The 26,585-nt window shown below is 62.3% G+C and carries 25 protein-coding genes, 1 tRNA gene, 1 other RNA gene and 2 pseudogenes; 22 read left to right on the top strand and 7 right to left on the bottom strand.

Translation table 11 applies throughout. The annotated features are described in order from the left end of the window. A pseudogene (locus tag JQM66_RS09925) lies at positions 1 to 371 on the bottom strand (hypothetical protein); the annotation flags it as partial. Between the two features lie 165 nt (positions 372 to 536). On the opposite strand from JQM66_RS09925, the gene JQM66_RS09920 reads away from it, so the two are divergent. The 7 genes from JQM66_RS09920 to JQM66_RS09890 all read left to right on the top strand — a co-directional run bounded on the left by JQM66_RS09920 (position 537) and on the right by JQM66_RS09890 (position 8,500). Continuing rightward, a complete protein-coding gene (locus tag JQM66_RS09920) occupies positions 537 to 1,208 on the top strand; it encodes a methyltransferase family protein (protein WP_235229717.1) in 672 nt (223 codons plus the stop codon). A 119-nt stretch (positions 1,209 to 1,327) separates the two neighbouring features. Then, positions 1,328 to 2,656, top strand: a complete 1,329-nt coding sequence (locus JQM66_RS09915) for an excinuclease ABC subunit UvrA (protein WP_328284134.1) — start codon at positions 1,328 to 1,330, stop codon at positions 2,654 to 2,656. Positions 2,657 to 2,771: 115 nt separating this feature from the next. Beyond that, positions 2,772 to 3,668 carry a helix-turn-helix transcriptional regulator gene (locus JQM66_RS09910; RefSeq protein ID WP_235229716.1) on the top strand — a complete coding sequence of 299 codons (897 nt, stop codon included), beginning with the start codon at positions 2,772 to 2,774 and terminating at the stop codon, positions 3,666 to 3,668. Further along, on the top strand, positions 3,665 to 4,387 hold the full coding sequence (locus tag JQM66_RS09905; protein WP_235229715.1) for an ABC transporter ATP-binding protein: 723 nt from the start codon (positions 3,665 to 3,667) through the stop codon (positions 4,385 to 4,387). The genes JQM66_RS09910 and JQM66_RS09905 overlap by 4 nt, the downstream gene beginning before the upstream one ends. Continuing rightward, positions 4,384 to 5,139 carry an ABC transporter permease gene (locus JQM66_RS09900; protein ID WP_235229714.1) on the top strand — a complete coding sequence of 252 codons (756 nt, stop codon included), beginning with the start codon at positions 4,384 to 4,386 and terminating at the stop codon, positions 5,137 to 5,139. Before JQM66_RS09905 ends, JQM66_RS09900 begins: the two co-directional genes overlap by 4 nt. A 204-nt stretch (positions 5,140 to 5,343) precedes the next feature. Next, positions 5,344 to 7,656, top strand: coding sequence for a transglycosylase domain-containing protein (locus JQM66_RS09895; RefSeq protein ID WP_235229713.1), 2,313 nt, complete (start codon positions 5,344 to 5,346; stop codon positions 7,654 to 7,656). Positions 7,657 to 8,284: 628 nt separating this feature from the next. After that, complete coding sequence (locus tag JQM66_RS09890; RefSeq protein WP_235229712.1) at positions 8,285 to 8,500, top strand: hypothetical protein; 216 nt, start codon at positions 8,285 to 8,287, stop codon at positions 8,498 to 8,500. Between the two features lie 16 nt (positions 8,501 to 8,516). Here the strand turns inward: JQM66_RS09890 and JQM66_RS09885 are convergent. After that, positions 8,517 to 8,592, bottom strand: a tRNA-Ala gene (locus JQM66_RS09885). Between the two features lie 153 nt (positions 8,593 to 8,745). Between JQM66_RS09885 and ffs the strand changes: the two genes are divergently transcribed. The 4 genes from ffs to JQM66_RS09865 all read left to right on the top strand — a co-directional run bounded on the left by ffs (position 8,746) and on the right by JQM66_RS09865 (position 12,854). Continuing rightward, an RNA gene (ffs, locus tag JQM66_RS12850) (signal recognition particle sRNA small type) lies at positions 8,746 to 8,845 on the top strand. A gap of 43 nt (positions 8,846 to 8,888) precedes the next feature. Further along, positions 8,889 to 10,625 (top strand): DNA polymerase III subunit gamma/tau, encoded by a 1,737-nt coding sequence (gene dnaX / locus JQM66_RS09875; protein ID WP_235229711.1) that lies wholly within the window; start codon positions 8,889 to 8,891, stop codon positions 10,623 to 10,625. Positions 10,626 to 10,645: 20 nt separating this feature from the next. Further along, positions 10,646 to 11,008 (top strand): YbaB/EbfC family nucleoid-associated protein, encoded by a 363-nt coding sequence (locus JQM66_RS09870; RefSeq protein WP_235229710.1) that lies wholly within the window; start codon positions 10,646 to 10,648, stop codon positions 11,006 to 11,008. A gap of 61 nt (positions 11,009 to 11,069) precedes the next feature. Next, positions 11,070 to 12,854 carry a DUF4127 family protein gene (locus JQM66_RS09865; RefSeq protein WP_235229709.1) on the top strand — a complete coding sequence of 595 codons (1,785 nt, stop codon included), beginning with the start codon at positions 11,070 to 11,072 and terminating at the stop codon, positions 12,852 to 12,854. A 46-nt stretch (positions 12,855 to 12,900) separates the two neighbouring features. Here the strand turns inward: JQM66_RS09865 and JQM66_RS09860 are convergent, their stop codons facing one another. Continuing rightward, positions 12,901 to 13,644 (bottom strand): hypothetical protein, encoded by a 744-nt coding sequence (locus JQM66_RS09860; protein ID WP_235229708.1) that lies wholly within the window; start codon positions 13,642 to 13,644, stop codon positions 12,901 to 12,903. Between the two features lie 247 nt (positions 13,645 to 13,891). Here JQM66_RS09860 and JQM66_RS09855 point away from each other — a divergent pair, with 247 nt between their 5' ends. Genes JQM66_RS09855 through JQM66_RS09840 form a run of 4 tightly spaced genes read left to right on the top strand, consistent with a single transcriptional unit; the run spans position 13,892 to position 16,884 of the window. Further along, entirely contained in the window at positions 13,892 to 14,968 is a 1,077-nt protein-coding gene (locus tag JQM66_RS09855; protein ID WP_235229707.1) for an FAD:protein FMN transferase, read from the top strand. Then, on the top strand, positions 14,952 to 15,359 hold the full coding sequence (locus JQM66_RS09850) for a NusG domain II-containing protein (RefSeq protein ID WP_235229706.1): 408 nt from the start codon (positions 14,952 to 14,954) through the stop codon (positions 15,357 to 15,359). The genes JQM66_RS09855 and JQM66_RS09850 overlap by 17 nt, the downstream gene beginning before the upstream one ends. A 9-nt stretch (positions 15,360 to 15,368) precedes the next feature. Continuing rightward, entirely contained in the window at positions 15,369 to 15,884 is a 516-nt protein-coding gene (locus JQM66_RS09845) for a Gx transporter family protein (RefSeq protein WP_235229705.1), read from the top strand. Positions 15,885 to 15,891: 7 nt separating this feature from the next. Continuing rightward, on the top strand, positions 15,892 to 16,884 hold the full coding sequence (locus JQM66_RS09840) for a 2-hydroxyacid dehydrogenase (protein ID WP_235229704.1): 993 nt from the start codon (positions 15,892 to 15,894) through the stop codon (positions 16,882 to 16,884). A gap of 94 nt (positions 16,885 to 16,978) precedes the next feature. On the opposite strand, the gene JQM66_RS09835 is transcribed toward JQM66_RS09840, so the two are convergent. After that, the gene (locus JQM66_RS09835; protein ID WP_235229703.1) at positions 16,979 to 17,311 is read right to left on the bottom strand and encodes a hypothetical protein; all 333 of its coding nucleotides are present in this window, start codon (positions 17,309 to 17,311) and stop codon (positions 16,979 to 16,981) included. Positions 17,312 to 17,373: 62 nt separating this feature from the next. After that, positions 17,374 to 18,654, bottom strand: coding sequence for a glycosyl hydrolase family 18 protein (locus JQM66_RS09830; protein ID WP_235229702.1), 1,281 nt, complete (start codon positions 18,652 to 18,654; stop codon positions 17,374 to 17,376). Positions 18,655 to 18,807: 153 nt separating this feature from the next. Here JQM66_RS09830 and JQM66_RS09825 point away from each other — a divergent pair, with 153 nt between their 5' ends. Next, positions 18,808 to 19,692: a LysR family transcriptional regulator gene (locus JQM66_RS09825; RefSeq protein ID WP_235229701.1), complete on the top strand. Its 885-nt coding sequence runs from the start codon at positions 18,808 to 18,810 to the stop codon at positions 19,690 to 19,692. A 98-nt stretch (positions 19,693 to 19,790) separates the two neighbouring features. Continuing rightward, complete coding sequence (locus tag JQM66_RS09820) at positions 19,791 to 20,525, top strand: ZIP family metal transporter (RefSeq protein WP_235229700.1); 735 nt, start codon at positions 19,791 to 19,793, stop codon at positions 20,523 to 20,525. A gap of 45 nt (positions 20,526 to 20,570) precedes the next feature. Here the strand turns inward: JQM66_RS09820 and JQM66_RS09815 are convergent, their stop codons facing one another. Together JQM66_RS09815 and JQM66_RS09810 are read right to left on the bottom strand one after the other, a co-directional pair. Next, positions 20,571 to 21,278, bottom strand: coding sequence for a response regulator (locus tag JQM66_RS09815; RefSeq protein ID WP_235229699.1), 708 nt, complete (start codon positions 21,276 to 21,278; stop codon positions 20,571 to 20,573). Positions 21,279 to 21,282: 4 nt separating this feature from the next. Further along, on the bottom strand, positions 21,283 to 22,356 hold the full coding sequence (locus JQM66_RS09810) for a sensor histidine kinase (protein WP_235229698.1): 1,074 nt from the start codon (positions 22,354 to 22,356) through the stop codon (positions 21,283 to 21,285). A 400-nt stretch (positions 22,357 to 22,756) separates the two neighbouring features. Here JQM66_RS09810 and JQM66_RS09805 point away from each other — a divergent pair, with 400 nt between their 5' ends. The 5 genes and pseudogenes from JQM66_RS09805 (at position 22,757) to JQM66_RS09790 (ending at position 26,556) form a co-directional block, all read left to right on the top strand. After that, a complete protein-coding gene (locus JQM66_RS09805; RefSeq protein ID WP_235229697.1) occupies positions 22,757 to 23,218 on the top strand; it encodes a hypothetical protein in 462 nt (153 codons plus the stop codon). Between the two features lie 4 nt (positions 23,219 to 23,222). Then, positions 23,223 to 23,855: pseudogene (locus tag JQM66_RS12690) on the top strand (PBSX family phage terminase large subunit); the annotation flags it as partial. A 106-nt stretch (positions 23,856 to 23,961) separates the two neighbouring features. Beyond that, positions 23,962 to 24,456, top strand: coding sequence for a phage terminase large subunit family protein (locus JQM66_RS12685; protein ID WP_328284133.1), 495 nt, complete (start codon positions 23,962 to 23,964; stop codon positions 24,454 to 24,456). Positions 24,457 to 24,498: 42 nt separating this feature from the next. Beyond that, positions 24,499 to 25,656, top strand: coding sequence for a serine/threonine protein phosphatase (locus JQM66_RS09795; RefSeq protein ID WP_407946018.1), 1,158 nt, complete (start codon positions 24,499 to 24,501; stop codon positions 25,654 to 25,656). A 57-nt stretch (positions 25,657 to 25,713) separates the two neighbouring features. Then, positions 25,714 to 26,556, top strand: coding sequence for a hypothetical protein (locus JQM66_RS09790; protein WP_235229695.1), 843 nt, complete (start codon positions 25,714 to 25,716; stop codon positions 26,554 to 26,556). Positions 26,557 to 26,585: the final 29 nt, after the last annotated feature.

Genomic DNA, 26,585 nt, shown 5'->3' with positions numbered 1-26,585 from the left:
GCCCGGATGTCGTCCAGGGTGGCGTGGACGGTCAGGTCCATGGAGGGCACCACCACGACCATCCTGCAGTCCAAAATCCGGCAGCGGCGGATGATCTCGTCCAGCTGGGCCATGACGGCGTCCTTTTCCGCCTGGGTCTGCTTCATATTAAAACCGACCAGGGCATTGTAGGACAGCATCTTCAGCTTGTGGGTGCGGAAGAACTCGCCCAACTCCTCCAGCGTGTACTTGCCTGCCGCCAGGTCACGGTCCAGGCACTCGGACTGCACATCAATGTAGTCAAAGCTGTATTTTTCGCACAGGGCCAGGTCCTCCAGAACGGAGTGATTTTCGCAGAAACGGTTGCAGCCTTCATTAAACCCGATTTTCATACGCTTTCTCCTTTATGATTGGAACTATAACGAATTTTATCATTGACAGAGATACGCTGTCAATTATAATGAAACAAACGATCCGCATGAAAGGACAGGCAGAGCCGCAGTCGGCGGACTGCTGAACAGGAACGACACGAGGAACAGAGAATGGAGGCGGAAAGAATGAAGAAGAAACTGCTGTTAGCCGGCGGGCTGAAAATGCTGTCGGGCCTGCTGGTGATGGGCCTGCTGCTGTTTGTCCCGGCGGGCACCTGGCGCTATCCCGGCGGGTGGCGGCTGATGGCCCTGCTGTTCGTCCCCATGCCGGTGGTGGGGGCGGTGCTGTATGTGAAGGCCCCGGAGCTGCTGGAGAAACGGCTGAACAGCCGGGAACAGGAGCCGGAGCAGAAGCGGGTCATCCTGCTGTCTGCTTTGGTGTTTGTGGCGGGCTTTGTGCTGGCGGGACTGGACTTCCACTTCGGCTGGACTCACCTGCCTTTGGCTGTGGTGATCGCCGGGTGCGTGCTGTTCTGCGGGGCCTATGGGCTGTACGCAGAGGTGATGCGGGAGAACGCCTGGCTTTCCCGCACCGTGGAGGTGCAGGAGGACCAGCGGGTAGTGGACACCGGGCTGTACGGCGTGGTGCGGCACCCCATGTATCTGGGGGTGCTGGTGCTGTTCCTCTCCATACCCCTGGTGCTGGGCTCCGCGGTGGCATTGGTGCCCTTTCTGCTGGTTCCCTGGGTGCTTGTAAAGCGCATCCGCAATGAGGAGCGGGTGCTGGAAACAGGTCTGCCGGGGTATGCGGAGTACAGGAACAAGGTGAAGTACCGGCTGATTCCCTTCCTGTGGTGAGTGCCCCTTGACTCTTACACAGTGGCAGGGATTAGGATGGTGAAAGCAAGGAAGGTCGAGAAATGACCCCGCCGGTCCTGTATCATGGGCAGCGAGAACAAGGAAAGAGAGGGCCATTTATGCCACAGCAGGATGCCATCATCATTCGCGGCTTGAACCAGAACAACCTGAAAAACGTCTCTCTGGATATTCCCAAGGGGAAGATCGTGGTGTTTACCGGGGTCTCCGGCTCCGGCAAATCCAGCATCGTGTTCGACACCATCGCCGCCGAGAGCCAGCGGCAGATGAACGAGACCTATACCGCCTTCGTGCGGGGGCGGCTGCCCAAGTATGAGAAGCCCAGGGTGGAGCGCATCGACAACCTGTCCGCTTCCGTCATTGTGGACCAGTCCCGCCTGGGGGGCAACGCCCGGTCCACCGTGGGCACCATCAGCGACATGTACGCCGCTCTGCGGCTGCTGTATGCCCGCATCGGGGAGCCCTACGTGGGCACCGCATCCTACTTCTCCTTCAACGACCCCAACGGCATGTGCAAGACCTGCTCCGGCATCGGAAAAATTCTGGACCTGGACATCGAGCGGGCCATCGACCCGGAGAAATCCTGGAACGAAAGCATGCTGGCCCTGCCTGCCTTCGGCGTGGGGAACTACTACTGGAAGCAATACACCGGTTCGGGCCTGTTCGATCTGGATAAAAAATACCGGGATTATACGCCGGAGGAGCGGAATCTGCTCCTGTTTGGCAGCCGGGAACCGGGCGGCCCTCGCGAGCACAAGCGGGTGGAGGGCATCAAAACCCAGTTTCAGCGGCTGTGCCTGATGAAAGGCTCGGAGGAGCAGAGTGACCATACGCTGCGGAAGCTCAATCAGTTCATGGAGGAGAAGGTCTGCCCTGACTGCGGCGGACGGCGGCTGAATCCCAAAACGCTCTCCTGTAAGGTGGCAGGATACAGCATCGACGAACTATGCGCCATGGAATTCACGGAGCTGGTGGAGGTGCTGAAGACCATTGATGACCCCAGGGCCAGGACCATCGTAGACGCCCTGGTGGCCTCCCTGACCCGGATGATCGACATCGGGCTGCCCTACCTCTCCATGGACCGGGAGTCCAGTACCCTGTCCGGCGGCGAAGCCCAGCGGCTGAAGCTGGTGCGGTACATGGGCAGCTCTCTTACCGGCATGACCTACATCTTCGACGAGCCCAGCACCGGCATGCACCCCCGGGATGTCCACCGCATGACAAGGCTGCTGCAAAGCCTGCGGGACCGGGGCAACACGGTCATCGTCATCGAGCACAATCTGGACGTGATGAAGCGGGCGGACTGGCTCATCGACGTGGGTCCCGACGGCGGCACGGCGGGCGGTGAGGTGGTCTTCACCGGGAGCCCTCGGGAGATGGCGGAGCGCGGAGACACCATCACGGCGGAATATCTGCGGCGGTCCCTTTGACCGAACACAGGCGGCAGGGAGAACCTGCCGCCTGTGTATTTGGGAAAACAGCAAGGAACGTCGAGCGTTCGGACACAGAAAGCGGTAAGATGGACGCTGTAAGGAGGCGAAACGGATGAAGGAACAAATTCTGGCGGTCCAGCGGATGCAGGACTATATCGAAGGCTATCTGGAGGAGGACATCACCCTGGCGGACCTGGCCCGGGCGTCCCTGTTTTCCCCCTGGCACGCCCACCGGCTGTTCCGGCAGTACACGGGACTGACCCCGGCGGATTACATCCGCCGTCTGCGGCTATCCCGCTCCGCCCAGCGGCTGAAGGCGGGAAATTGCCGGGTTTTGGACGTGGCCTGCGACCTGGGCTTCGGCAGTGTGGACGGCTACCAGCGGGCGTTTCTGCGGGAGTTCGGCTGCAATCCCGGGGAGTATGCCCGGACCAAGGTGCCTATCCCGCTGTTCATCCCTTACGGTGTCAAATTCCGCGAATTGAGAAAGGAAGTGTCCGATGTGAGAGAAGTGGCAAGCGTGTTCGTCCAGCTGATGCGGAAACCGGAGCGGAAGGTCATCCTGAAGCGGGGTGTCCGGGCGGAGGATTATTTCGAATACTGCGAGGAGGTGGGTTGCGACGTATGGGGCCTGCTGACCAGTATGGACTCCCTGTGCGGGGAGCCGGTGTGCCTGTGGCTGCCGGAGGAATACAAAACCCCCGGCACCTCCACCTATGTGCAGGGTGTGGAGGTGGAGACCGGGGACAGCGGCCCCGTTCCTGAGGGCTTCGACGTCATCACCCTGCCTACGGCGGAGTATCTGGTGTTCCAGGGTGAGCCCTTCCGGGAGGAGGACTACTGCGAGGCCATCATAGCTGTGCAGAACGCGGCGGATCGGTACGATCCCACCCTGATCGGCTACCGCTGGGACGACAGCCAGCCCCGCATCCAGCTGGAGCCCCGGGGAGAGCGGGGCTACATCGAGCTGCGCCCGGTCCGGCCCCTGGGCCCGGAGGTGCGGGAATGAGCTGTGCCGTCAGCGTGAAGGGACTGCGGAAGTCCTATGGAGGAAAGACCGTCCTGGACGGATTGGACCTGTCCGTGGAGCGGGGGACGGTGTTTGGCCTGCTGGGCGCCAACGGAGCCGGGAAGACTACCGCCATCGAGTGCATCCTGGGTACAAAGCGGGCGGACGGCGGAACGGTGTCCCTGCTGGATCTGGACCCGAAAAAAGACCGGCGCCGCCTTTTTCAGAAGGTGGGCGTCCAGTTCCAGGAGGGAGACTGTCAAAGTGAGATCCGGGTGTCGGAGCTGTGTGAGGAGACTGCCTGTCTCTACCGGGACCCGGCGGACTGGAAGGATATCTGTGTCCGGTTCGGCATCGGGGACAAGCTGAACAGCGCCGTCAAAGGGCTGTCCGGCGGCGAGCGGCAGCGGCTGTTCATCGTGCTGGCCCTGATCCCCGATCCCGAACTGGTGTTTCTGGATGAACTGACCACCGGCCTGGACGCCAGAGCCCGGCGGGATGTGTGGAAGATCCTCTCCGATCTGAAAGCTGAGGGACTGACCATATTCCTGACCTCCCACTTCATGGACGAGGTGGAGGCACTTTGTGACGAGATCTGCGTGCTGAAACAGGGGCGGACTGTGTTTCGCGGAACGGTGGAGCAGGCGAAAACTGCCTGCGGCTGTGACCACTTCGAGGAGGCATATCTGATGCTGACGGAACAGGAGGCGGCGGAATGAAGCGATATGGCGTTCTTTTGAAAAATGAACTGAAGCTGAACATCCGGGACATGAACATGGTCATCTTTGCCATCGCCATGCCCTTGGCGGTTCTGGTGGTCCTGGGCTTTCTCTACGGAACGAAACCTGCCTTCCCGGGGGCAGACTACACCTTCCTGGAGCAATCCTTCGGCGCAGTCTGCACCGTCTCCATCTGCGCCGGCGGGCTGATGGGACTGCCCCTGGTGGCCTCGGACTACCGGGAAAAGAAGATCCTGAAGCGGTTCCATGTGACGCCGGTGAGTCCAGCACTGCTGCTGGGGGTGGAGCTGAGCATCTACATGCTGTACTGCGCCGTGTCTCTGATGACGCTGGCCGTTGCGGCCCGTCTGTTCTGGGGGGTGACCCTGCGGGGCTCCACTGCCGCCTTTCTGGCAAGCTGGCTGCTGACCATGGTGTCCACCCTGAGCATCGGCCTGCTGGTGGGCGGTCTGGCGAAAAACGCCAAGCAGGCCGGCGTCATCGCCAGCCTGCTGTATTTCCCCATGCTGCTGTTCTCCGGCACCACGGTGCCGGTGGAGGTCATGCCCGGGGCCATACAGAAAATTATCGGCGTTTTCCCGCTGAACCAGGGCATCCGGCTGATGAAGGCATCCTTCCTGGGAGTGGAAACAGAGACGCTTTGGCTGCCGGTCCTGGTGATGCTGGCGGTCACGACTGTCTGTACCGGGCTCGCGGTGCGATATTTCAAATGGGAATCTGCTGCGGCATGATCAAAAACCGGCGTCCCCGTTATGGGGGCGCCGGTTTTTGAAATGGTTACAAAAGGTGTCAGAATTGATAAAATTCCAGAAAGTTTCAGGAAAACTGTCATCAAATTGTGAGCGTCCATTCATAGACGGTTCACATTTTCCCTTTATAATACAGCCGGTTTCCAAGAACATGCCCCTGCGGAGCGGGGGCGGAGGGGAGGAACGATGACAGAACAGAAGAAAGCCGGGGCGGTTCTGCGCCGCCTGGGAAAGGGTTTGCTGTGGGGTGTGGGCATCCTTGCCGTCCTGCTTGGCTGCTTTTTGGGATATACCCTGGCCACGGCGCCGGATCTGGACCGGGTGGATGTTTCGCCCCAGGGCTACCGGACCACGGTGCTGGACGATGACGGAGAGACCATCCTGACCCTGATGGGGGAGGCCTCCAACCGGGTCTATGTGACCATGGACCAGATCCCCAAGGACCTGCAGAATGCCGTGGTGGCCATCGAGGACCAGCGTTTTTTTCAGCACCACGGCGTGGACCTGCGGGGTGTGGCCCGGGCCGCTTACCGGAACCTGACCGCCGGACGGCTGTCGGAGGGGGCCAGCACCCTGACCCAGCAGCTCATCAAGAACAACGTGTTCACCGGCTGGACCCAGGAGAAAACGGCCCTGGACAAGATCACCCGGAAGCTGCAGGAGCAGTATCTGGCATTGCAGCTGGAGCGGCGGGAATCCAAGGACTGGATCCTGGAGAACTATCTCAACACCATCAATCTGGGCAGCGGCACCTGGGGCGTCCAGACGGCCGCCATGCGGTACTTCGGAAAGGACGTGTCGGACCTGACGCTGTCGGAGTGCGCGGTGCTGGCGGGGGTCATCAAAAGTCCCTCCGGTTACAGCCCTCTGAAAAATCCGGAGGCCAGCCGGGAGCGGCAGCTCCTGGTGCTGGGGAAGATGCTGGAACAGGGGATGATCTCTCAGGAGGAGCATGAGCAAGCCGCGGCGGACGACGTGTATGAGCGGATCGCCCGGGACAGCACCGCCCTGGAGACGGAGGTCCAGTCCTATTTTGAGGACGCCCTGGTCTGGCAGGTGGTGGAGGACCTGGAGACGGGACTGGGCTGCACGGAGGAAGAGGCCTGGCGGCTGCTGTACCGGGGCGGTCTCACCATCCGGTCCACCCAGGACAGCCGCCTGCAGACCATCTGCGAGACGGAGATCAACCGGGAGGATTGGTACACCTCCGACGCCCAGGCCACCGTGGTCCTGATGGACCCGGCCACCGGGCAGGTGAAGGCTCTGGTGGGCGGCCGGGGAGAAAAGACCGGCAGCCTGACATTGAACCGGGCCATCTCCAGCGTGCGGCAGCCGGGGTCCACCATCAAGGTGGTGGGGGAGTATGCCGCTGCCCTGGACCGGGGCGCGGCCACCCTAGGAAGCGTCTATGATGACGCGCCCCACACCTACTCCGACGGCACCGCCATCCGCAATGCCAGCGGCACCTACGGCGGCAGGACCACCCTGCGGCAGGGCATTGTGAAGTCCCTGAACGTGTTGGCGCTGAAATGCTTTCAGGACATGGGGACGGACACCGTTTATGACCGGCTGGAGCAGTTCGGCTTCGGCCATCTGACAGAGGAGGACAAGGTGGAGGCCCTGGCTCTGGGCGGCACCCATGGAGGCGTCACCAATCTGGAGATGACGGCGGCTTACAGCGCCATCGCCAACGGCGGCACCTATCGGGAGCCGGTGTATTACACGGAGGTCCTGGACCGGGAGGGAAACGTGCTGCTGAGCAAGACGCCGGAGAGCCATACGGTGGTGCGGGCCTCCACGGCGGCCCTGCTGACCGACGCTATGGCGGAGGTCATGACCCGGGGCACCGGCGTCCAGGCGGCCTTCTCCGGCATGGCCCTGGCGGGGAAGAGCGGCACCACCACGGAACTGCGGGATCTGTGGTTCGTGGGGTATTCCCCCTATTACGCCTGCGGCGTCTGGGGCGGCTATGACGATTTCTCCCCCCAGAGCAGCGGCACCTACGTGAAGAAGCTCTGGCGGTCCATTATGGAGCAGGCACACCAGGGACTGGCCAATCAGGGCTTTTCCGGCATGCGGGACCTGGAGCAGCGGGTGATCTGCGTCAAATGCGGCAAGCTGGCGGTGGATGGCCTCTGCGGGGACACGGTTCAGGGAGACATGACCCGGACAGAGTACTATACTCCCGGCACGGAACCCGGGGAGAGCTGTGACTGCCATGTGGAGGTGTCCATCTGCCGGCGCTCCGGGCAGGCGGCGGGGACCTACTGCCCTGCCGGGGAGGTCGACAGGGCGGTCTATCTGACAACGGGCACCACCGGAACGGCGGACGAGGACGCAGTGGCCCCGGCGGAGACCGGGGAGACCTGTCAGGTCCACCGGAACTGGTGGAACTGGCTGTTCCCGGAGGAACCGGAAGAGGATTCTGCACCGGAGCCGGGAACGGAGGAGCCGGAAAGACCGGGCGGCTTCTGGGACTGGTTCGGATGGAACTGGTGAGACACTGCGGCAGAGATCAAAAAAGGAAAGCTCGACTTTGTCGTGCCTTCTTTCAGCCTGTCGATAAACCCGGAAAACTTGCGTGACGGGAAGGAAGGGTGTGCGCGGGGAACCCAGGAAGGGTGCCCTGTGCCATTCAAATCTAAAGCTGGAATCCCCCTACATTTCGTAGGGGGATTATTCTTTGTCCGACAGCCAGTCGGTTGTAACGCCAAGGGCTTCCGCCGGGATCGGCAGCTCAAAGTCCGGCACCAGGCGCTTGCCGCCCAGAGTGTATATCCGCACACCGCCACCGACTTTTCTCATCATCTTTTACATATTGTACGATGCCACGGAAACGGTGCTGTTTTATAAAAAAGATGATTAAACCCCAAATATAGCAGAAGAAAAAGAGAGACAGCAGTTACAATGTGCGTATCTTGAACAACGGTTTCGGCATCGACCTCATCACTATGGCCATTGGTCCGGTGCTGAATGCGCTGAATCAAATTCCCATTATCAAGGGATTTGCTCGTGTTCTGGTGGTTTCCCTGGCAGTTGCTGCCGCTGTTAGGTAGAGCTTGAGGAAACTCTGCGTGATGCCAGTCAAGTGTTGCAGGAATATGACCAGTTGGTAGGCTGGGCTGAAATGTACGATAATTGCACCTTTGAGGCCAAGAAAATGATCGTGGCCCAGTTCGTAAAGGCTGTTCGTGTACGGCGTGACTATGAGATCGACATAGAGTTCAATGTGTCGTTTGAAGAATTTCAGGCCCTGTATCTGGAGGGAGAGCCGGAGGAAGCGAAAAGGCCCGGAGCCGAAACGCTCCTGGCCATTGAAACGAAAGCAAGGCAAGCGGTATAACCGCTTGCCTTGCAGATGGTGGAGACGAAGGGGATCGAACCCTCGACCTTACGGATGCGAACCGTACGCTCTCCCAGCTGAGCTACGCCCCCATTTGCCGCAGGAATTCCGCGGCAAGTGATATTATACCATAATTTCAATGGTTGTAAAGTGTAAATTAAAAAAACAAAAATTTCTGGTTGCTTATTTGGAAAGAATATAGTAAAATAAATAAGCTATGAACAAGTCCTCCGCGTGCAGCTGCGGAGCCGGTCTCGCGCAATGGGACCCTGCGAACCATGTCAGGCGGGGAACCGAGCAGCATTAAGCGGGACCTTCCATGTGCCGCGAGGGTGCCGGCTCCGCAGCTGCATGCGGGGGACTTACTCTGTCCAGGGAGGAATTTCCCATGTATCAGGCCCTGTATCGAAAGTGGCGGCCCAAGGTGTTTTCCGACGTCATCGGGCAGTCTCATATTACGGAGACCCTGCAGAAGCAGGTGGCCGAGGGCCGGACCTCCCATGCCTACCTGTTCACCGGGACCCGGGGCACCGGCAAGACCACCTGCGCCAAAATTCTGGCCAAGGCGGTGAATTGCGAGCATCCGGTCAACGGTGATCCCTGCTGCCAGTGCCCCTCCTGCGTAGGCATCGAGAGCGGCAGCTTTCTGGATGTGCTGGAGCTGGACGCCGCGTCCAACAACGGCGTGGACCAGGTGCGGGCCCTGCGGGATGAGGCCATCTATTCACCCGCCAATGTGAAAAAGCGGGTCTACATCGTGGACGAGGTCCACATGCTGTCCACCCCGGCCTTCAACGCATTGCTGAAAATTCTGGAGGAGCCGCCGGAGCACCTGATGTTCATTCTGGCCACCACGGAGCTCCACAAGGTGCCCGCCACCATTCTCTCCCGCTGCCAGCGGTATTCCTTCAAGCGCATTACCCCAACGGACATCGCCCAGCGGCTGACCTATGTGGCGGGACAGGAGCACATCGACCTGACGCCGGACGGCGCGGAAATTCTGGCACGTCTGGCAGACGGTGCCCTGCGGGACGGCCTGAGTCTGCTGGACCAGTGCGCGGCGGCGGGCGGCAAGGTGGACAGCGGGGCGGTCCTGGATGTGCTGGGCCTGGCGGGAAACCTCCAGACGGCGCAGCTCTTGGAGTGCATCCTGCGGCGGGACGCCAAGGCGGCCCTGCTGCTGCTGAACCAGCTCTACGCCGGCGGCAAGGACGTAGGCGCTGTGCTGGGGGAGCTTTCCACCCTGGTCCGGGATCTGTTGCTGCGGCGGACCGCCCCGGAGGGCGGCGCGGCGCTGCTGTCCGGCGGATACGACTCCGCCACCCTGGACCGGCTGTCCAAAGACGTGCCGGGGAGCCGGTTCCTGCATCTGGCCTCGACATTGCAGAAGGCCACGGCGGACCTTTATTACAGTTCCAACCGCCGCACGGACGCGGAACTCTGCATCCTGCGGCTGTGTGACGAATCCCTCTCCGGCGACCTGACGGCGCTGGAGGCCCGCATTCAACGGCTGGAGGACGCCCTGGCCCGGGGCCAGGTGATCCGCTCCGCCGTGGAGCAGAGCGTGGCGGCCGCCAAGCCCGCCCGGGAGACGGCACCTGCGAAGCAGGAAGACATGCCGCCCTGGGAGGAGCCGGCTGCGAAACAACCGCCTGCGGAGAAAAAGGCACCCCCAGCGGAAGAAGAACGGCCCCCGCTGCCGGAGGAGCCGCCCATGCCCCAGGAGCCGGGAGAGCGGGTTTTCGACGTGCCGGAACCCATGCGGGAGACAGCCAGACCTGCCGCCGCGGCAGCGGCTGCGTCCGCTGTGGGCGGGAACTGGTGGCGGGCGCTGGCGGAGGCCTGCAAGGGCCGTCTGTCACCCATGTACCGGGTGTTTCTGGACATGTGCACCGGCGTGCTGGAGGGTGATCAGCTGACAGTCTATGCGCCTGATGACATTACCTTGAACCGGCTGGACAACGACCGGGTGAAGGGCGTCCTCAGCGAAGAGGCCGGGAATGCCGCCGGGACGGCGGTGCGGCTGCTGCTCCGGGTGGGAGAGCCCCCCAAGGCCTCGCCCCAGGAAAATTTGAAAAACCTGCTGAAATTCGGCAGTCAATTTGATAATATTGAAATCAAGTAAACAGTAAAGGAGATACAACCATGGGATACAGTGCTCGCCGTGGATTTACCAACGGAAAGGTGTCCGGCGCTCAGCGCCAGGCGGAATTGCAGCAGAAGATCGCTGCTATGCAGGAGCAGATGAACGCCACCCAGGAGGCCGTGGAGGCCCAGGAGTTCACCGCCAGCGTGGGCGGCGGCGTTGTGGAGGCCAAGGTCAACGGCAAGAAGGAGGTCCTGTCCGTCACCATCAAGCCCGAGGCCGTGGACCCCGAGGATGTGGAGATGCTGCAGGATCTGGTGGTTTCCGCCGTCAACGAGGCCCTGCGCCAGGCGGGCGACGCCATGGAAAAGGGCATGGAGGGCGTCACCGGAGGATTGAATCTGGGGGCTTTCGGCCTGTAAATGAAACATAAACAGCCTGCATGCGTTCATGCAGGCTGTTTGTGCAAACAAGGAGAAACGAATGAAGAAACGAATCTTGGCGGCGGTGCTGGCCTGCCTGCTGCTGGCCGGGTGTGCCCCGGGGACCACGGTGCCCCCGGAGGAGGAGCCGGCGGTGGACGGTCCCGAGATCGCCTATGTGCCCCTGGACGACCGACCCGACAACGTGGAGCGGGTGGTGTATCTGGCGGAGTCCCTGGGTTACCGGCTGGAAATGCCGGAACTGGAGGACTACCGGACGGCGCTGGACGGACAGCCCAAAAACTACGACAGCCTCCAGTGCGGCAACCCCTGGTCCCTCTACACCTGGGTGCTGGACCAGGAGGCGGCGGGCTGCGACCGCTACATCCTCTCTATGGACCAGCTGCACTCCGGCGGTTTGGTGAGCTCCCGGTGCATAACGGAGGACGAGGTCCCCATTCCCGGCGGCACCACCTCCTCATCTGAACTGATGGATTCCCTGCTGTCCGCCCTGGCTGAGGATAAAAATAACGTGGTCTGGCTGCTGGACAGCGTCATGCGCCTGGCGCCCACGGTGGGCTACCAGGGCGGCACTCTGGAGGATTACAACGCCCTGCGGGCCTACGGTGCGGTGGGCCGTCCGGAACTTCCGGGTGGGGACCTGGAGGCATCGGACATCCGGGCTCTCTATCAGCTGGGCAGTGACGGTCAGCCCCTGGACCCGGCGGACTTCGGCCTGACGGAGGAACGGGTGGACGCGTACCTGGCCGCCCGGAGCCGGAAGCTGGCGCTGTCGGAGCGGATGCTCCACACAGTCCAGTGCGGCGGCTATGAGCACTTTCGGGTGCTGATCGGCATCGACGACTCCTCCGAGGAGGAGAGCATCCAGAAAAACGAGATCGCCTATCTGCGGAGCCAATTGCGGGAAGGGAATGCGCTCCTCTCCGGCGTGGATGATCTGGCCTTCAAGGCGGTGGCAAAGCTGTATATGGCGGAGACTGGCTGGGACAGCCAGACGGTCCATGTCGGTATCACGTACTTCGGCGGCACGGAGGACCGGCCTGCCTGCGCCTACGATTACAAGCCGCTGAAAGAGATTGTGGAAGAGCATCTGGAGTTTTTCGGTGTGCATCAGCTATCCGGTGGAAGCGGCGCGGCGGACATGGAAATTCTGGTGCTGACCCAGCCGAATGTGGAGGGGATGACTCAGGAGGAGAGCGACTGGCGGAAGAAACATGAATGCACCAATCTGGTGAGCTGGATGAAGACGTTCCGGAACCGGCAGGTGCCCGTCATCCTCATCGACGCCAGCAACGGCACGTATGGAAATGACTTCCAGAAGATGCTGACCGAAGAGGCGGAGCTGGGGTATCTGCTGAGCTACGCCGGGTTCCTGGACATGGCCATCGTCACCGGAACGGCTCTGAGCCACGGATTTGCCCGGTATGCCCATCTCACCCGGGGGGAGACATCCAAGGCGGAGGAGCGGGCCTTTGTCCGGACTCTGGCGGACAGCATCATCAAGGACTTCTGCTATAAGCATGTGGTGCGGGAGGACCTGCTGGCCTATATCCGCAATGACCTGGGCGGTGATCCCAACAACTTCTGGGCTCCGGAGATCGACCGGGAGGCCGTGTTGAAGCGGCTGGAGAGCGGTATGGAAAAGAGCACCCGGAAGGTGCTGAAAAATCTGGAGAACAGCAATATGATCGTCTTTCTGGACCGGAATGATAAGAGTCTGGGGGAGATCAGCTGGGGGAAGGTCGAACTGGAAAACTACCGCTTCCCCTGGGACCGGGCCTTTGAGATCGGTATGGATATTCGATTGGGAATGTTTGAGAAATAGTGAAAAAAACAGCCTGTCCGGATGGACAGGCTGTTTTTAATAAAGGTTACAGCTGCTTGACCGTGTAGTACACAGCCAGACCAAAGACCACGATGGCCAGGGCCCACATGGCATAATAGGCTACGATGGAGCTAAACAAGGCGCCCAGCATGGCCACAGCAGACAGGCCGCAGGCCACATACACCGGGAGGGGATCGGCACTGGCGGGCAGCAGCTTCTTCAGCTTGCCCTGCTTGGTCAGCAGCGCCACGGCGATCAGCACCAGGATATACACCACGGCGAAGATCTTCACATAGGTGCCCAGGAACATGCTGTACATCTGCTTGCGGCAGATCCACAGAGCGATGAGAGAGGCACCCAGAATGGTGAGGGACAGGGCACATTCCCGGTCATACAGATTCCACAGCACACCCAGCACCATCACCACGGGGACTACCACGGTCAGCAGGGTCAGGGTGGAGGCGTTCCAGCGGATCAGGCCGGCGGCACCGCCCAGAAAAGCACCGGCGGCAGCCACACACCAGGCGATGGTCCGCTTTTTCTTGTCGCCCCGCAGCAGCAGGCCGCCGACAACGCCGGCTACCAGGATCGCCGCGCCGACGCCCAGCAGGACCCAGAGATAGCGGTCATACCAGAGAATCTTGACAATGTCAGGGCTCTTCACATAAAAACGACGGATGATCAACAGATACAGCTCCGCCACACAGCCGGCCAGGAAGAACTTCATGGCGCCGGTCATGGGCTCGTCCCGCTTGACCTGCTTGGACTTGCTGTTGGGATGTTTGGGCATATAATAAGACCTCCAGGGTTGGTTTCAGATAGAAAGCGAGCTGCAAAGCCCGCTGACATGCTTATTTAGTATAGCAGACTTTCACACTCTTTGCAAGGGGAACTGCCGGTGGATTTTCAATCTTTTTCAGATTGCGGCGCATCCATGCTTGAGAAGCGGGGAAGAGCGTGATATACTACTTCAATGTAACAGCGAAATCAGCCCGGAATGAGACCATTTCGGGACAGAACATATACGGAGGAAGCCTATGAAGCGTTTTACAGCGGCCCTGCTGGCTGTACTGATGACGATGGGACTGTGCGGCTGCTCCTGGCAGACGGAGAGCCCGGACGAGGCCCGGGAGGTCATCCAGGTCATCGCTATGGACACGGTGATGATCTTCACCACCTACGGGGAAAAGAGCACCCATGCTGACTATCTGTCGGAGGATGAGGTGCGGCGGCTGGAAGACCTGCTGTCCCGGACCGACGAGAACAGCGTGATCTGGCAGCTGAACCACGCCGGGGGACTGGGCATCGACGTGGGAGAAGAGGTTTGCGGCCTGATGGAGGCGGCGGAGGAATACGCCTTGGCAACGGACGGCGCCTTTGACATTACCATCGCGCCGGTGGTCTCCGCCTGGGGCTTTACGGAGGAGGAAAACCGGGTGCCTGCCCAGGAAGAGTTGGACGGGCTGTTGGCCCTGGTGGGGCCGGAGCATATCACCCTAGCCGATGACGCGGCGGCGCTGACCCCCGGCACCCAGATCGATCTGGGAGGTATCGCCAAGGGCTATGCCTCCGACCGCATTGCGGAGATTTTGAAGGATAACAACATCCCCCGGGCCACCATCAGCCTGGGCGGGAATGTGCTGGCCTGGGGCGACCGGCCGGACGGTACCCCCTGGCGGGTGGGCATCCAGGACCCCAAGGACGCCAACAATGCCAACGCCTTCGCGGGCATGCTGCACCTGACCGACGCCTTTGCTGTCACCTCCGGTGGGTATCAGCGGTTCTTTGAGGAGAACGGAAAGACCTATCACCACATTATCGACCCCGCCACCGGATATCCGGCGGACAGCGGACTGACCTCCGTTACCGTGGTGGCGGACTGCGACCGGGACGGAGCCGACGGCACCCCCGGCGTGGGGACCATGTGCGACGCCCTGTCCACCGCCCTGTTCGTTATGGGTGAGGAGAAGGCCCTGGATTTCTGGCGCAGCGGCGCCTATGACTTCGACCTGGTGCTGGTGACGGCGGACGGCCGCGTGGTCATCACCGACGGCATCGCCGGGGAATTTGAGGAGAGCAAGGAGAGCGGGTACAGCTATGAAGTCGTCTCCTAAGCTGCGGCCCTGCCTGTGGGACGGACTGGTGGTACTGCTGATCGTGGCCCTGGCGGCGGCCTGCGCCCTGGCGGTGTGGAGCCGGGGGACCGACGCCGGAGAATTGACGGCGGTGGTGACCGTGGATGGGACCGAGGCGGAGCGCATCCCCTTAAAGGATTTCCCGGACGGGGAGCGGACATACAGCGGGAACGGATATACGATTCATGTCCGCCTGACGGATGGCCCGGGCCTGTATGTGGCGGAGGCCGACTGCCCCACCCAGTACTGCGTCCACACCGGGACCATTACCAGGGCGGGACAGAGCATCGTGTGCCTGCCTGCCCGCATCATCATCCGTCTGGAGGGCGGCACCGTGGACCGGGACGCCCCGGATGTGGTCATCGGATAGGAGGGCGCCATGAAGCTGACAACGAAACAGCTGACGCTGTGCGCGGTGCTGACCGCCATGGCGCTGGCCCTGAGCTATCTGGAGAATTTCTTCCCCCTGTCCCTGGCTATTCCCATCCCCGGCATCAAGCTGGGACTGGCCAACATCGTGACGGTGTTCGCCCTGTACGCCCTGGGACCGGGACAGGCACTGCTGATTTTGATCGGGCGGTGCCTGCTGGGAGCGGTGTTTGCGGGCAACATGAACACCCTGATCTTTTCCCTGCTGGGCGGCGTGACTGCTATGCTGGTTATGATCCTGCTGTCCCGGAGCCGGCGGTTGTCGGTCTATGGCGTGTCCGTCGGCGGCGCGGCGGCCCACAACTGCGGCCAGGTGGCCGCGGCGGTGCTGACCCTGGGGAATACGGCGCCGCTGTATTATCTGCCTGTTCTACTGGGCGTGTCCCTGTTTACCGGTGCCCTGACGGGACTGGTGGCCGCGTGCCTGTTCCGGGCGCTGGCCCATACGAATCTGATGCGGGAGTGAACTGCCCATGAAAGTTTTGGTTTTGACCATGAAAAAGCGGTATGACCGGTTCGCACCCAAGGACTCTGCCGCGTACCAGGCGGCGGAGCTGATTTTCTGCGACCGGGATGATTCCGAGGAGGATTGGCTGGCAGCTGGAGGCGACGCTGAGGCGATCTTCGTCACCCCGGTGACCTGGGTCCGGGAGAGCCTGATGGAACGGATGCCCAACCTGAAGATGATCCACAGCGAGGGTGTGGGTTTTGACCGCATCGACCTGGAGGCCGCAAGACGCCGGGGTATCTACGTGTGCAACAACGCCGGGTGCAACGCAGGACCCGTGGCGGAGCAGGCCGTGATGCTGATGAGCATGCTGCTTCACCGCATCCTGTGGGGCCACCGCATGGTGCTGTCCGGCCATCAGGGAGAAGCGGTGCGGGAGATCGAGGGCAACGTGCCCCTGGACCTGGCTGCCGCCAAGGTGGGATTGGTGGGCTTCGGCGCCATCGGCCAGGAGACGGCGGCACGGCTGCGGCCCAATGGCACCGAGGTCTATTACTACGCCCGCCACCGCAAGGATGAGGAAACGGAGAAGCGGCTGGGCGTGACGTATCTGCCCCTGGAGGAACTGACGGCCCGGTGTGATATCGTCAGCCTCCACCTGCCCGCCACCGCGGAGAGCACCCACATGGTGGACCGGGACTTCCTGGCCCGGATGAAGCCCGGAGCTTTTCTGGTGAATACCGCCCGGGGGGCCATCATCGACGATGAGGCTCTGTGTGAGGCCATCTGTTCCGGCCATCTGGCAGGGGCGGGGCTGGACGCCTATGCTCCGGAGCCCGTTCCGGCGGATCATCCGCTGGTGAAGCTGGCCCAGGAGTGCCCGGACAGGCTGATCCTGTGTCCCCACCAGGCGGGGATCACCCTGACCTCCTTCCACAACGTGTACCGGATGCTGTTTGAGAATCTGGGGAAGCTGATGGCGGGAGAACGGCCGGACCGGGTGGTCAACGGATTATAAGCACAATATAATAGCTTAAATTGCTGATATAATGATAAAAGAGGACGGCTTTGCCGTCCTCTTTTATCATTCTCGACCAACCGGGAAACCCTGCTCATTCGGTGCTTTCCCGCTGCTTCAGCAAAGCTGCTGCTGCCCGGCGGGCTTCCGGGTGGTAGCTCTTTTCCGCGATCCGCCGCAGCTCTTCATCTGAATAGTCCGCAAATTCCCGGAGATAGTGTTCCTCCGGCGAGTGAGTCAGCTCAAAGGCGAGCTCTTCCGGAAGAAACAGCTTACACTCATGACAGCGGTCACAGACCAACAGGTCCACTTCCAGAGAGTAGTTTTCCAGACTGCTGACTTTCAGGGGAGTTGTGGGACCCATTCGAATCTCCCGGCGGCCCAGGTCCTGAAAGGTCCCGCCGCAGGGACAGCGCTTTTTCTCCATGACGATCCCTCCTTTTTTAGAAAGTGTATCATATATGGAAGAGATTGCAAGTGCCTGTGGATTCAGACGTCCCTGATATCATAAAGAGAATCCAGGACCAGCCAGGTTTGGGAGAAGGGGCGCATCAGATTCCAGAAGCCGGCGCCCCGGAAGCCGTACTCCGCAATGAGGCGGAGCTTGGCGTCCATGCTGCGGGCATCCTCAAACCAGACCTCGTGGACCGTCCCGGCGTCATCGGTGTAGTGGAAGAAGGGGGACTGGGCGGTCTCGTCGTACTGGATGGCGATGTCGTACTGGACCGCCAGCTCAATGGCCCGCTGGTTGGAGATGGACTGGGCCCGGGTGACGCCCTGGACAAAGGGGAGGGGCCAGTCGTAGCCGTAGTTGGGGACGCCCAGGAAGATCTTTTCCGGCGGGATCTCCGTCACGGCGTAGTCCAGCACTGCCCGGACGTTGGGCAGCGGCGCCACCGCCATGGGCGGGCCGTAACTATATCCCCATTCGTAAGCCATGATCAAAACGCCGTCGGAGGCGGCTCCTATGGCGGCGTAGTCGTGGCCCTCGTACAGGAGGCCACGCTGACCGGCGCTGGTTTTGGGGGCCAGGGCCGTCCAGAGGAAGGCACCCTGGGCATGGAGGAGCCGCCGCAGGCGGGAGAGAAAGGCGGCATAGGCGGCGGCCAGCTGGCCGGGGAGGTACTCGAAGTCCACATCCACCCCCACATAGCCCCGGTTCCGGACCGTTTGAAGGACCTGGTCCACCAGCCGGTCCTGAACGGCCTGGTCGGTCAGCACCTGCTGGGCCCGCTGGGTGTCGAACTGGCCGGACTCCGTCAGGGTGGACAGGTGCATGACCGGGCGGGTGCCCCGCTGGCGGGCGGCGGCCAGGAGCGCGTCGTCCTCCAGAGGAAGCAGGCCGCCGGAGGCGGTGATGCCGTAGGTAAAGGGCGTCAGATAGGTGAGGTAGGGGAGCTGCTGGGACAGAAGCCCCGGCTCGATGAAGGAATAGGCGTAGCCGTTGAAGGCGGCGGCACCTAGCTTTTCGTCAAAATAGGAGATCACCAGAGTCTGGCCGGGGAACAGGGCCTCGCCGCCGCCCAGGAACCAGTTGTTCCGCCACAGGGCGCGGACGGTGGTGCCGTAGGAGGCGGCGATGGAGGTCAGGGTCTCTCCGGGGCGGACGGCGTGGACCTGGCGGGGAAAGCGGATCACCAGGGTCTGGCCCACGGCCAGGGCCCCGGAGGCGGGGACGGTATTGTCGGAGGCGAGGCGGGCGGGGTCGACGCCGTAATAGACGGCAATGGAGGCGACGGATTCTCCGGGCTGGACGACATGGATGGTCATGGCAAATCACTCCTTCTGGAGACCCTATGCGGGAGAAGCGGAAATGATGAAAAAATGCTTGCCATTTGCAAAAAGTTGGAATACCATGAGGACAAATAAAGCCCGTGCCGGTGAATATGAAAAAACGGCATGACAGATACGGGGGAATGACCGATGAATATCCGCAAATACGAGGCCTTTGCCCGGGCCGTAGAGCTGGGGAGCCTGTCCAAGGCGGCGGAGGAGCTGGGATACACCCAGTCCGGCATCAGCCACATGATGCAGTCCCTGGAGGAAGAGGTGGGCTTTCCGCTGCTGGTGCGGACCTCGGCGGGGATCCAGCCCAACCATGAGGGAGAGCTGCTGCTGCCGGTCATCCGCCAGCTTCTGAACACCAGCGAATCCCTGGAGCAGTATATTGCCAAGATCAAGGGAGCCGACACCGGGCGTATCCGGGTGGCGGCCTATACCAGCGTGGCTACCTACTGGCTGCCGGGCATTATCCGGGATTTCCAGAAGGACTATCCCAATGTGGAAATCCAGATCATCGAGATGGGCTCCGGGGCCATCGAGCAGATCATGCGGGAGCGGAAGGCAGACCTGTGCATCTATGCCGGCGGCGAAGGACAGGAGTTTGAGTGGGTTCCCCTGTGCCGTGACCGGATGCTGGCCCTGGTGCCGCCGGAGCACCCCCTGGCCCGGCAGGACTGCGTGCCGCTGGAGGCGCTGCTGAAGGAGAAGTTCATCATGCCTATGCCGGACTATGACGGCGAGGTGCGGTATATCCTCAACAAGCTGCCCCGCTGGCCCCAGATTTTGTTCTCCGCCTGCAGCGACTACGCCATCATCAACATGGTGACAGAGGGACTGGGGGTCTCCATCCTGCCGGAGCTGCTGCTGAAAAATTACGGCCACTCCGCCGTGGCCCTGCCCATGGACCCGCCCCAGGAGCGGATGCTGGGCATGGGCGTGCCGCAGCTGAAAACGGCGTCCCCGGTGACCAGAAACTTCATGGAGTACGTGAAGCGGTATGTTTCGCGGGAGCAGGGAATACAGTAAATTATGGCTTTCGTCGGGAGCGTACAAAGGAATCAGAAGAAAATTGCAGCAGGAGGCCGGGGTCCCGGCTTCCTGCTTGTGCGTTTAGGGGGGATAAGATGGGGACTCTGAGGACGGCGGTCCTGGTGACCGCGGCGGCGGGCATCGGTGGAACGGGGCTGGGCGGCGGAGCTGCCTGCCTGCTGCGGAGAAGGTCTGACCGGATGGTCAGCCTGATGCTGAGCTTCGCGGCGGGGGTCATGGCGGGGGTGGTGTGCTTCGACCTGCTGGCGGAGGCTGCGGCATCCGGGGGACTGGGGCTGACGGCGGGCGGAGTCCTGCTGGGCTTCGGTCTTACCGGGGGACTGAACAGGGTGCTGGAGCGGCGGACCGAAGAGGCCGGGAGCCGGTCCCATCTGCTTTGGGCAGGGGTGGTCATGGCCATTGCCATTGCCCTGCACAACATGCCGGAGGGCATGGTCATCGGGGCGTCCTTTGCCGGGGGCAGCGCCGGAAGCGGATGGGTGATGGCTGCGGTGATCGGCCTGCACAACGTCCCGGAGGGGATGGCGGTCTCGGTGCCCCTGGCAGCCGGAGGAGAGACCCGAGGGAAGGCTGTGGGGATCGCGGCCCTGACGGGAGCGCCCACGGTGCTGGGGGCGGTTCTGGGATACTGCCTGGGGACCGTGGGGCCCATGGCTCTGGCGTCGGCCCTGAGCTTCGCCGCGGGGGCCATGCTGTATGTGGTGTTCGGAGAGCTGCTGCCGGAGTCCACGGCGCTGTGGAAGAACACAGTGCCGGCCCTGGCGGCGGTGGTAGGCATTCTGGTGGGCATGGTCATTGTATATGGGTAAAAAGAGGCCCGCCGCAGTATGGCTGCGGCGGGCTTTTGGCTGGGCTCAATATTCTTCGGCCAGGCGGTAGCCCACGCCTACTTCCGTGAACAGGTACTCCGGCTCGGCGGGGTTCTTTTCGATCTTCCGGCGGATATTGGCCATGTTGACCCGAAGGATCTGATTGTCGCCCCCGGCCCGGGGACCCCACAGCTCCTTGATGATGAAGTCGTAGGTCAGGACCTTGCCGGCATGTTTGCCCAGCAGGGCCACGATGCGGAACTCGCTGAGGGTCAGCTTCACGTTCTCGCCCCGGACCAGAGCCTGGTGCTTGTTGTAGTCGATGGTCAGATCGCCCACGGTGTAGGTGCCTTTCTGAGCGATCTCGTTGTTGCCGCTGGCAGTGCGGGTGTGACGAATAGCGGTGCGGACCCGGGCCAGCAGTTCGTCGGTGCCGAAGGGCTTGGTGAGATAGTCGTCGGCCCCCAGGTCCAGGGCCTGGACCTTATCCTTTTCATAGGACCGGGCGGAGACCACTACCACCGGCAGGCTGGACCACTCCCGCAGCTGGCGGAGAATATCCAGGCCGTCCATGTCCGGCAGGCCCAGGTCCAGAATGATCAGGTCCGGGCAGTGGGAGGTGATCATGGACAGGGCCTCGCTGCCGGTGCGGGCCTGCATGGCCTCGTAGCCGTTGTTGTTCAGGACGGTGGAAATGAAGTGGGAGATGCTCTTCTCGTCTTCGATGACCAGGACCTTTTCTCGGATCGTCATAACATCACTCCTGTTGCTCCAGAGGCAGGCGGAAGGTGAATTCTGCGCCGCCGGACAGATTTTGGGCCTGCATGGTGCCGCCGTGGGCACGGACGATGGCAAGGCACACGGAGAGCCCCAGGCCCATGTTGCGCTTTCCGTCACTGCTGGTGGTCTCATTTCGCTTCAGGGTGCCGTCAAACAGGGTCGGGAGCTCCTTTTCCGGGATGCCGCGGCCGTCGTCCTCCACGGCGAAGCGGGCGAAGCCGTCCTGGGCCTGGACGGAGACCCGGATGCGGCTGGTGCGCTCGCCGTGGACTGCCGCGTTTTCCAACAGATTGGCGAGGACCTGCTCAATGAGAATGGGATCCATGGGAACCATCAGCAGGTCCGCGGGGACCTCCACAGACACGCTGATATCGGGGTAGCGGCGGCGGAATTTCCGGACGGCCTCGCCCATGATCTCCTCGGCGGCTTCCGGCTCCGTGGTGATGCGGGCCTGGTCCTCGCCGATGCGGGTGATGGACAGCAGATTTTCCACCACACGGATCAGCCACTGGGCCTCGCCCCGGACATCCTCCAGCAGCTCCCGCTGCTCCGGCAGTGAGAGACCGGGATTGTCCAGTACGGCGGAGGTGGAGCCCACGATAGAGGTCAGGGGGGTGCGGATGTCGTGGGAGACGGAGCGGAGCAGGTTGGCCCGCGCCTTCTCCTTCTCGTTCTCAGCCCGGAGACGTTCCGACTGGCGGGCCTGGGTGGTCAGGGCACAGGTCATGATGGACACCGCCAGGAAGACCAGGAAGGTCAGGGGGTAGCCGGAAAGGGTGAAGTTCACCACCCAGTAGGGGTATGTAAAGATGAAGTTGACACAGACCACCCCCAGCACGGAGGCGATCAGGCCGAAGAGGTAGCCGGTGGTGAAGCGGGAGACACACAGCACCGCCAGCACGAACACCGGGGAGGCGAAGCCGTCGCTGCTGTTGGCTCGCTGGAGAGGGATGCAGATGCCCGCGGCGCAGGAGAGAATGGCGGCGGAGACCGCCAGATCCCGCCAGGAAAAGGGGAACAGGCGGGCAAAGAGAGATTTTTGAGGAGTCAAGGAACGCACTCCTTTCCGGGAAGGTACAAATCTATTATAGCAGAAGATTTGTTAATGTGGCGCTAAAAATGTTGACGGGGATTTCACAGAGGACAGAAAGTAATTGTCAGCGGCTGAACGAAGGCGTTCCCGCTCCTGACCGGTAACGCCAAGAGAATCATCGCGGCGGTGGTGAGTATGGCAGCGTTGCTTCGGCAGTATATGGAAAAGACGGTTTGAGGGCCGCAGATAAGAACGGAGTTCGGAGACCGGCGCTGATGAGGCGCTGGTCTTCTTTTATGCGTGGAACGGGAAAATTTTTTTGATTTCCAGCGGAAAAATGCGGAGTGATGCACGGCGGCGTGCAAGAGAGCGGCGGGGAGAGACGTACTGTGTGAGCGGAGACGGGAGGCGAGCGGATATGGACAAGAGAAAAGAGGACGGGGTCTTCTGTCGGACTTATCTCCGGACCATGGACCCGGAACGGGCGGCGGAGGCGGTGGGCCGGCTGGACGGCTTTACCCTGCTGGGACAGCAGCGGACCCAGGCCAAGCTGGAGAAGATGCGGACGGATGCGGCGGCGCAGATCCGCCGGGAGGACGCCGTCCGGCGGCTGGCCCAGTTGGCCTTCGGGCGGGCCAACGATGTGCTGGGGCTGGCTCTGCACCCGGAAAGCGCGGATGTGGACACTCTGGACCTTTCCGCCGTGGCGGAGTTCAAGGTGACGGACAAGGGCGTGGAAGTGAAGCTGGTGGACCGGGTCCGGGCCCTGGAGACCCTGTGCGGCCTGCTGGAGAGCGGCGGCAGCGGCGGGGCGGAGGAACTGTACCGGGCCCTGGAGGACGCCGCCGGGCAGATGGAGGGCGGCTGGGGTGACGATTGAGGGCATGCACTTCTCCCGGAAGCAGATGCGGGTGTTGACCTGGTGGCAGCGGGGAGACTGGGAGGCCATCATCTGCGACGGAGCCGTGCGCAGCGGCAAGACCTTTGCCATGGGCCTGTCCTTCTTCCTGTGGGCGCAGGGGTGCTTTCAGGGGAAGCAGTTCGGTCTGTGCGGCAAGACCATCGGGTCTCTGCGGCGTAACCTGCTGGCGGAACTGATCCCCTGCCTGAGAAGGATGGGAATGACCGTCCGGGAGCGGCGGTCGGAAAATCTGCTGATCGTGCGGTACGGCGGCCGGGAGAACCGCTTTTTGCTGTTCGGCGGCCGGGATGAGTCCAGTGCGGCCCTGATCCAAGGAAGCACACTGGCGGGTATCCTCATGGACGAGACGGCGCTGATGCCCCGGTCCTTTGTGGAGCAGGCCATCGCCCGGTGCAGCGTGCCGGGGAGCCGACTGTGGTTCAACTGCAACCCGGAGGGGCCTCAGCACTGGTTTTATCAGGAGTGGATCCTGAAGGCCGGGGAGCGGAAGGCCCTGCGGCTGCGGTTCACCATGGCGGACAATCCCTCCCTGACGCCCCGCATCCGGGCAAGGTATGAGCGGGCCTACTCGGGCGTATTCTACCGCCGGTTTGTGCTGGGGGAGTGGACGGCGGCCCAGGGACTGGTCTACGACTTCTTTGACCGGGAGCGGGACGCTGTGGAAGCGCCGGAGGGACCCTTTGACCAGTGGGCGCATTTCCGTGGACTACGGGACCTCCAACCCGGCGTCCTTCGGCCTCTGGGGCAGGAAGGAGGGCGTCTGGTACCGGACGGAGGAGTACTATTACGACTCCCACAAGGCGGGGCGCCAGCGGACCGACGCGGAGTACGCCGATGATCTGGAGAAATTGGCGGCAGGACGGCGGATCGCCCGGGTCATCGTGGACCCCTCCGCCGCCAGCTTCATTGAGGTGCTGCGGCGGCGGGGCTTTCGGGTCATCCGGGCCGACAACGCGGTGGCGGACGGTATCCGGGTGACGGCGGACCTGCTGCGGGCTGGGAAAATCCAAATCTGCCGGAGCTGCGGGGACTGCCTGCGGGAAATGGCGTTGTACTGCTGGGACGAGCGGGGCGGCAGAGACGCGCCCCGGAAGGAACACGATCATGCCATGGACGAGATGCGATATTTCGCCATGGACCTGGCGGAGAAGGAGAGCGGCGGGTTCGCGGCGGTGACGGTGGAACGGCGTCCATGAGATAGCGGCAATGGAACGAAAACTGCGATGGAAAGGGAGGATATGGTGGGAAAGTGGTTGAAAAAGCGGGGAGAAGTCCCCACGGCGGTGGTACAGCTGCGGGGCGGCGAGACCCATCCCTTTGGGATGCTGCGGGAGTATGTGCCCCTGCGGAACGGTGAGGTGCAGCTCTATCGGTCCGTGCGGGAGGCGGTGCCGGTGGTGGACGCGGCCATCTACAAGCTGGTCCGGATGACGGGCGGCGTGACGGTGGCCTGCGGGGACCGGACTGCCGAGAAGGCGCTGCGGGAGTTCTTGCGGACCGTGCCCATCGGACGGGGACAGTTCGGCATCAACGCCTTTTTGGAGTGCTATCTGGATTCCCTTCTGACCTGCGGCCGGGCCGTGGGCGAGATCGTACCGGCGGTGGGGAACCGGGAGATCGCGGCCCTGCTGTGCGGCCGGGTGGAGAACATCGAGATCAAAGAGGGAAACAGCCCTCTGGAATTTGCCATCTGTGGCGCGGACGAACACGGCAGGATGGGACAGCTGCCCTATCAGGATCTGCTGCTGTTTACGCCCCTGAACCCGGAGACGGAGAATCCCTACGGTGTGTCCCTGCTGCGGTCTCTGCCCTTCCTGTCGGACATTCTGCTGAAAATTTATCACACCATCGGCGTCAACTGGGAGCGCTGCGGCAACGTGCGCTTTGCCGTTACCTGCGGGGACGGCGAGGGCGTCAGCGCGGCGGAGCGCAGCCGGGTGCTGGCGGAGGAGTGGTCCAGGGCCATGCAGGAGACCCGAAACGGCAGCGTGCGGGATTTTGTGGCCGTGGGTGACGTGAACATCCGGGTCATCGGCGGCGACGCGCCCATTCTGGACAGCCAGGTGCCGGTGCGGCAGATCCTGGAGCAGATCGTGGCCAAGACCGGCATCCCGCCTTTTATGCTGGGGCTGAACTGGAGCTCCACGGAGCGGATGAGCAGCCAGCAGGCGGACCTGCTGACCACGGAGATCACGGCCATCCGCAGGACGCTGACGCCGGTGGTGGAGCGCATCTGCCGGCTCTGGCTGCGGATGCACGGCTTCACCTGCGGGTTTGAGGTGGTCTGGGACGACATCAACCTGCAGGACCAGGTGGAAGAAGCCAGGGCGGAGCTCTATCGGGAACAGGCCAGGAAGCTGAGAATTGAGAATGATGAGCGGGAGCGGAAACAGTGAGAAAACCCTGGCTTCTGCCATTGGAAGCGGACTTTTTGACAACGAAGGAGGAATTGCATGGACATCCGGGAGGAACTGGCGTACATCAATCAGTTTGCCAGAACGGCGCTGACGGAGGAGCAGGTCTACGTGTTCAGCGTGCGACTGTGCGACAACGAGGTGGACCGGGATTTTGAGCGGTTCGACACGGCGGCGCTGGAACGGCTGGGAGAGCTGTTCCTGGGCAAAAGCGGCATCTTTGACCACCAGTGGTCCGCCAGGGGCCAGACGGCCCGCATCTACCGCACGGAGGTGGTGCGGGAGGCGGCCAGAGTGACCACCGCGGGAGACGGCTACTGCTGGCTCAAGGGCTGGGCCTATCTGCTGCGGACCGAGAAGAACGCCGACCTGATCGCGGAGATCGAGGGCGGCATCAAGAAAGAAGTCAGTGTGGGCTGCAGCGTGGCGAAGCGGGTGTGCTCCGTCTGCGGCGCCGAGGAGGGCTGCTGCCAGCACGTGCGGGGCCAGATGTACGGAGACCGGCTGTGCTTTACGGAGCTGCGGGAGCCTGTGGACGCCTACGAGTGGTCCTTCGTGGCAGTGCCCGCCCAGCGGGAGGCCGGCGTGGTGAAGCGCTTCGGCCAGGAGGGCGGCGAGGCGGCGCTGCTGCGGAAGCAGGCCGCCCTGGGCCGAAAGTACCTGCAGGAACTGCGGAAAGAGGTGGTGCGCCTTGCCATGCTGGCGGATGACGGCCTGGACGGCAGCGTGCTGGGCAAGGCCATGGACCGGCTGGAGGAGCCGGAGCTGCTGGAACTGAAGCGCGGCTACGAGGTCCAGGCAGCCCGGCGCTTCCCTGCGGCGCCCCAGCTGCGCAGAAAGTGCGTGGAGGAGCGGGGCGATGAAACGGTGTTCCTTGTCTGATGGGGACAACAACATAGAAGGAGGAAGGA

It is taken from the genome of Oscillibacter valericigenes (assembly GCF_021531915.1).
Classification (GTDB): Bacteria; Bacillota; Clostridia; order Oscillospirales; family Oscillospiraceae; genus Oscillibacter; species Oscillibacter valericigenes_A.
The sequence above is the reverse complement of the archived record's forward strand: the minus strand, read 5'-3'. Positions and strand labels throughout refer to the sequence as shown.

Coding starts and splice junctions, on each gene's coding strand:
- JQM66_RS09895 (WP_235229713.1), top strand. CDS start 5,344: ATGACAGAACAGAAGAAAGCCGGGGCGGTTCTGCGCCGCCTGGGAAAG.
- JQM66_RS09860 (WP_235229708.1), bottom strand. CDS start 13,644: ATGCCCAAACATCCCAACAGCAAGTCCAAGCAGGTCAAGCGGGACGAG.
- JQM66_RS09805 (WP_235229697.1), top strand. CDS start 22,757: ATGGACAAGAGAAAAGAGGACGGGGTCTTCTGTCGGACTTATCTCCGG.
- JQM66_RS09920 (WP_235229717.1), top strand. CDS start 537: ATGAAGAAGAAACTGCTGTTAGCCGGCGGGCTGAAAATGCTGTCGGGC.
- JQM66_RS09815 (WP_235229699.1), bottom strand. CDS start 21,278: ATGACGATCCGAGAAAAGGTCCTGGTCATCGAAGACGAGAAGAGCATC.
- JQM66_RS09790 (WP_235229695.1), top strand. CDS start 25,714: ATGGACATCCGGGAGGAACTGGCGTACATCAATCAGTTTGCCAGAACG.
- JQM66_RS09820 (WP_235229700.1), top strand. CDS start 19,791: ATGGGGACTCTGAGGACGGCGGTCCTGGTGACCGCGGCGGCGGGCATC.
- JQM66_RS09910 (WP_235229716.1), top strand. CDS start 2,772: ATGAAGGAACAAATTCTGGCGGTCCAGCGGATGCAGGACTATATCGAA.
- JQM66_RS09850 (WP_235229706.1), top strand. CDS start 14,952: ATGAAGTCGTCTCCTAAGCTGCGGCCCTGCCTGTGGGACGGACTGGTG.
- JQM66_RS09830 (WP_235229702.1), bottom strand. CDS start 18,654: ATGACCATCCATGTCGTCCAGCCCGGAGAATCCGTCGCCTCCATTGCC.
- JQM66_RS09905 (WP_235229715.1), top strand. CDS start 3,665: ATGAGCTGTGCCGTCAGCGTGAAGGGACTGCGGAAGTCCTATGGAGGA.
- JQM66_RS09835 (WP_235229703.1), bottom strand. CDS start 17,311: ATGGAGAAAAAGCGCTGTCCCTGCGGCGGGACCTTTCAGGACCTGGGC.
- JQM66_RS09795 (WP_407946018.1), top strand. CDS start 24,499: ATGGTGGGAAAGTGGTTGAAAAAGCGGGGAGAAGTCCCCACGGCGGTG.
- JQM66_RS09900 (WP_235229714.1), top strand. CDS start 4,384: ATGAAGCGATATGGCGTTCTTTTGAAAAATGAACTGAAGCTGAACATC.
- JQM66_RS09890 (WP_235229712.1), top strand. CDS start 8,285: ATGTACGATAATTGCACCTTTGAGGCCAAGAAAATGATCGTGGCCCAG.
- JQM66_RS09845 (WP_235229705.1), top strand. CDS start 15,369: ATGAAGCTGACAACGAAACAGCTGACGCTGTGCGCGGTGCTGACCGCC.
- JQM66_RS09840 (WP_235229704.1), top strand. CDS start 15,892: ATGAAAGTTTTGGTTTTGACCATGAAAAAGCGGTATGACCGGTTCGCA.
- JQM66_RS09825 (WP_235229701.1), top strand. CDS start 18,808: ATGAATATCCGCAAATACGAGGCCTTTGCCCGGGCCGTAGAGCTGGGG.
- JQM66_RS09870 (WP_235229710.1), top strand. CDS start 10,646: ATGGGATACAGTGCTCGCCGTGGATTTACCAACGGAAAGGTGTCCGGC.
- JQM66_RS09865 (WP_235229709.1), top strand. CDS start 11,070: ATGAAGAAACGAATCTTGGCGGCGGTGCTGGCCTGCCTGCTGCTGGCC.
- dnaX (WP_235229711.1), top strand. CDS start 8,889: ATGTATCAGGCCCTGTATCGAAAGTGGCGGCCCAAGGTGTTTTCCGAC.
- JQM66_RS09855 (WP_235229707.1), top strand. CDS start 13,892: ATGAAGCGTTTTACAGCGGCCCTGCTGGCTGTACTGATGACGATGGGA.
- JQM66_RS09915 (WP_328284134.1), top strand. CDS start 1,328: ATGCCACAGCAGGATGCCATCATCATTCGCGGCTTGAACCAGAACAAC.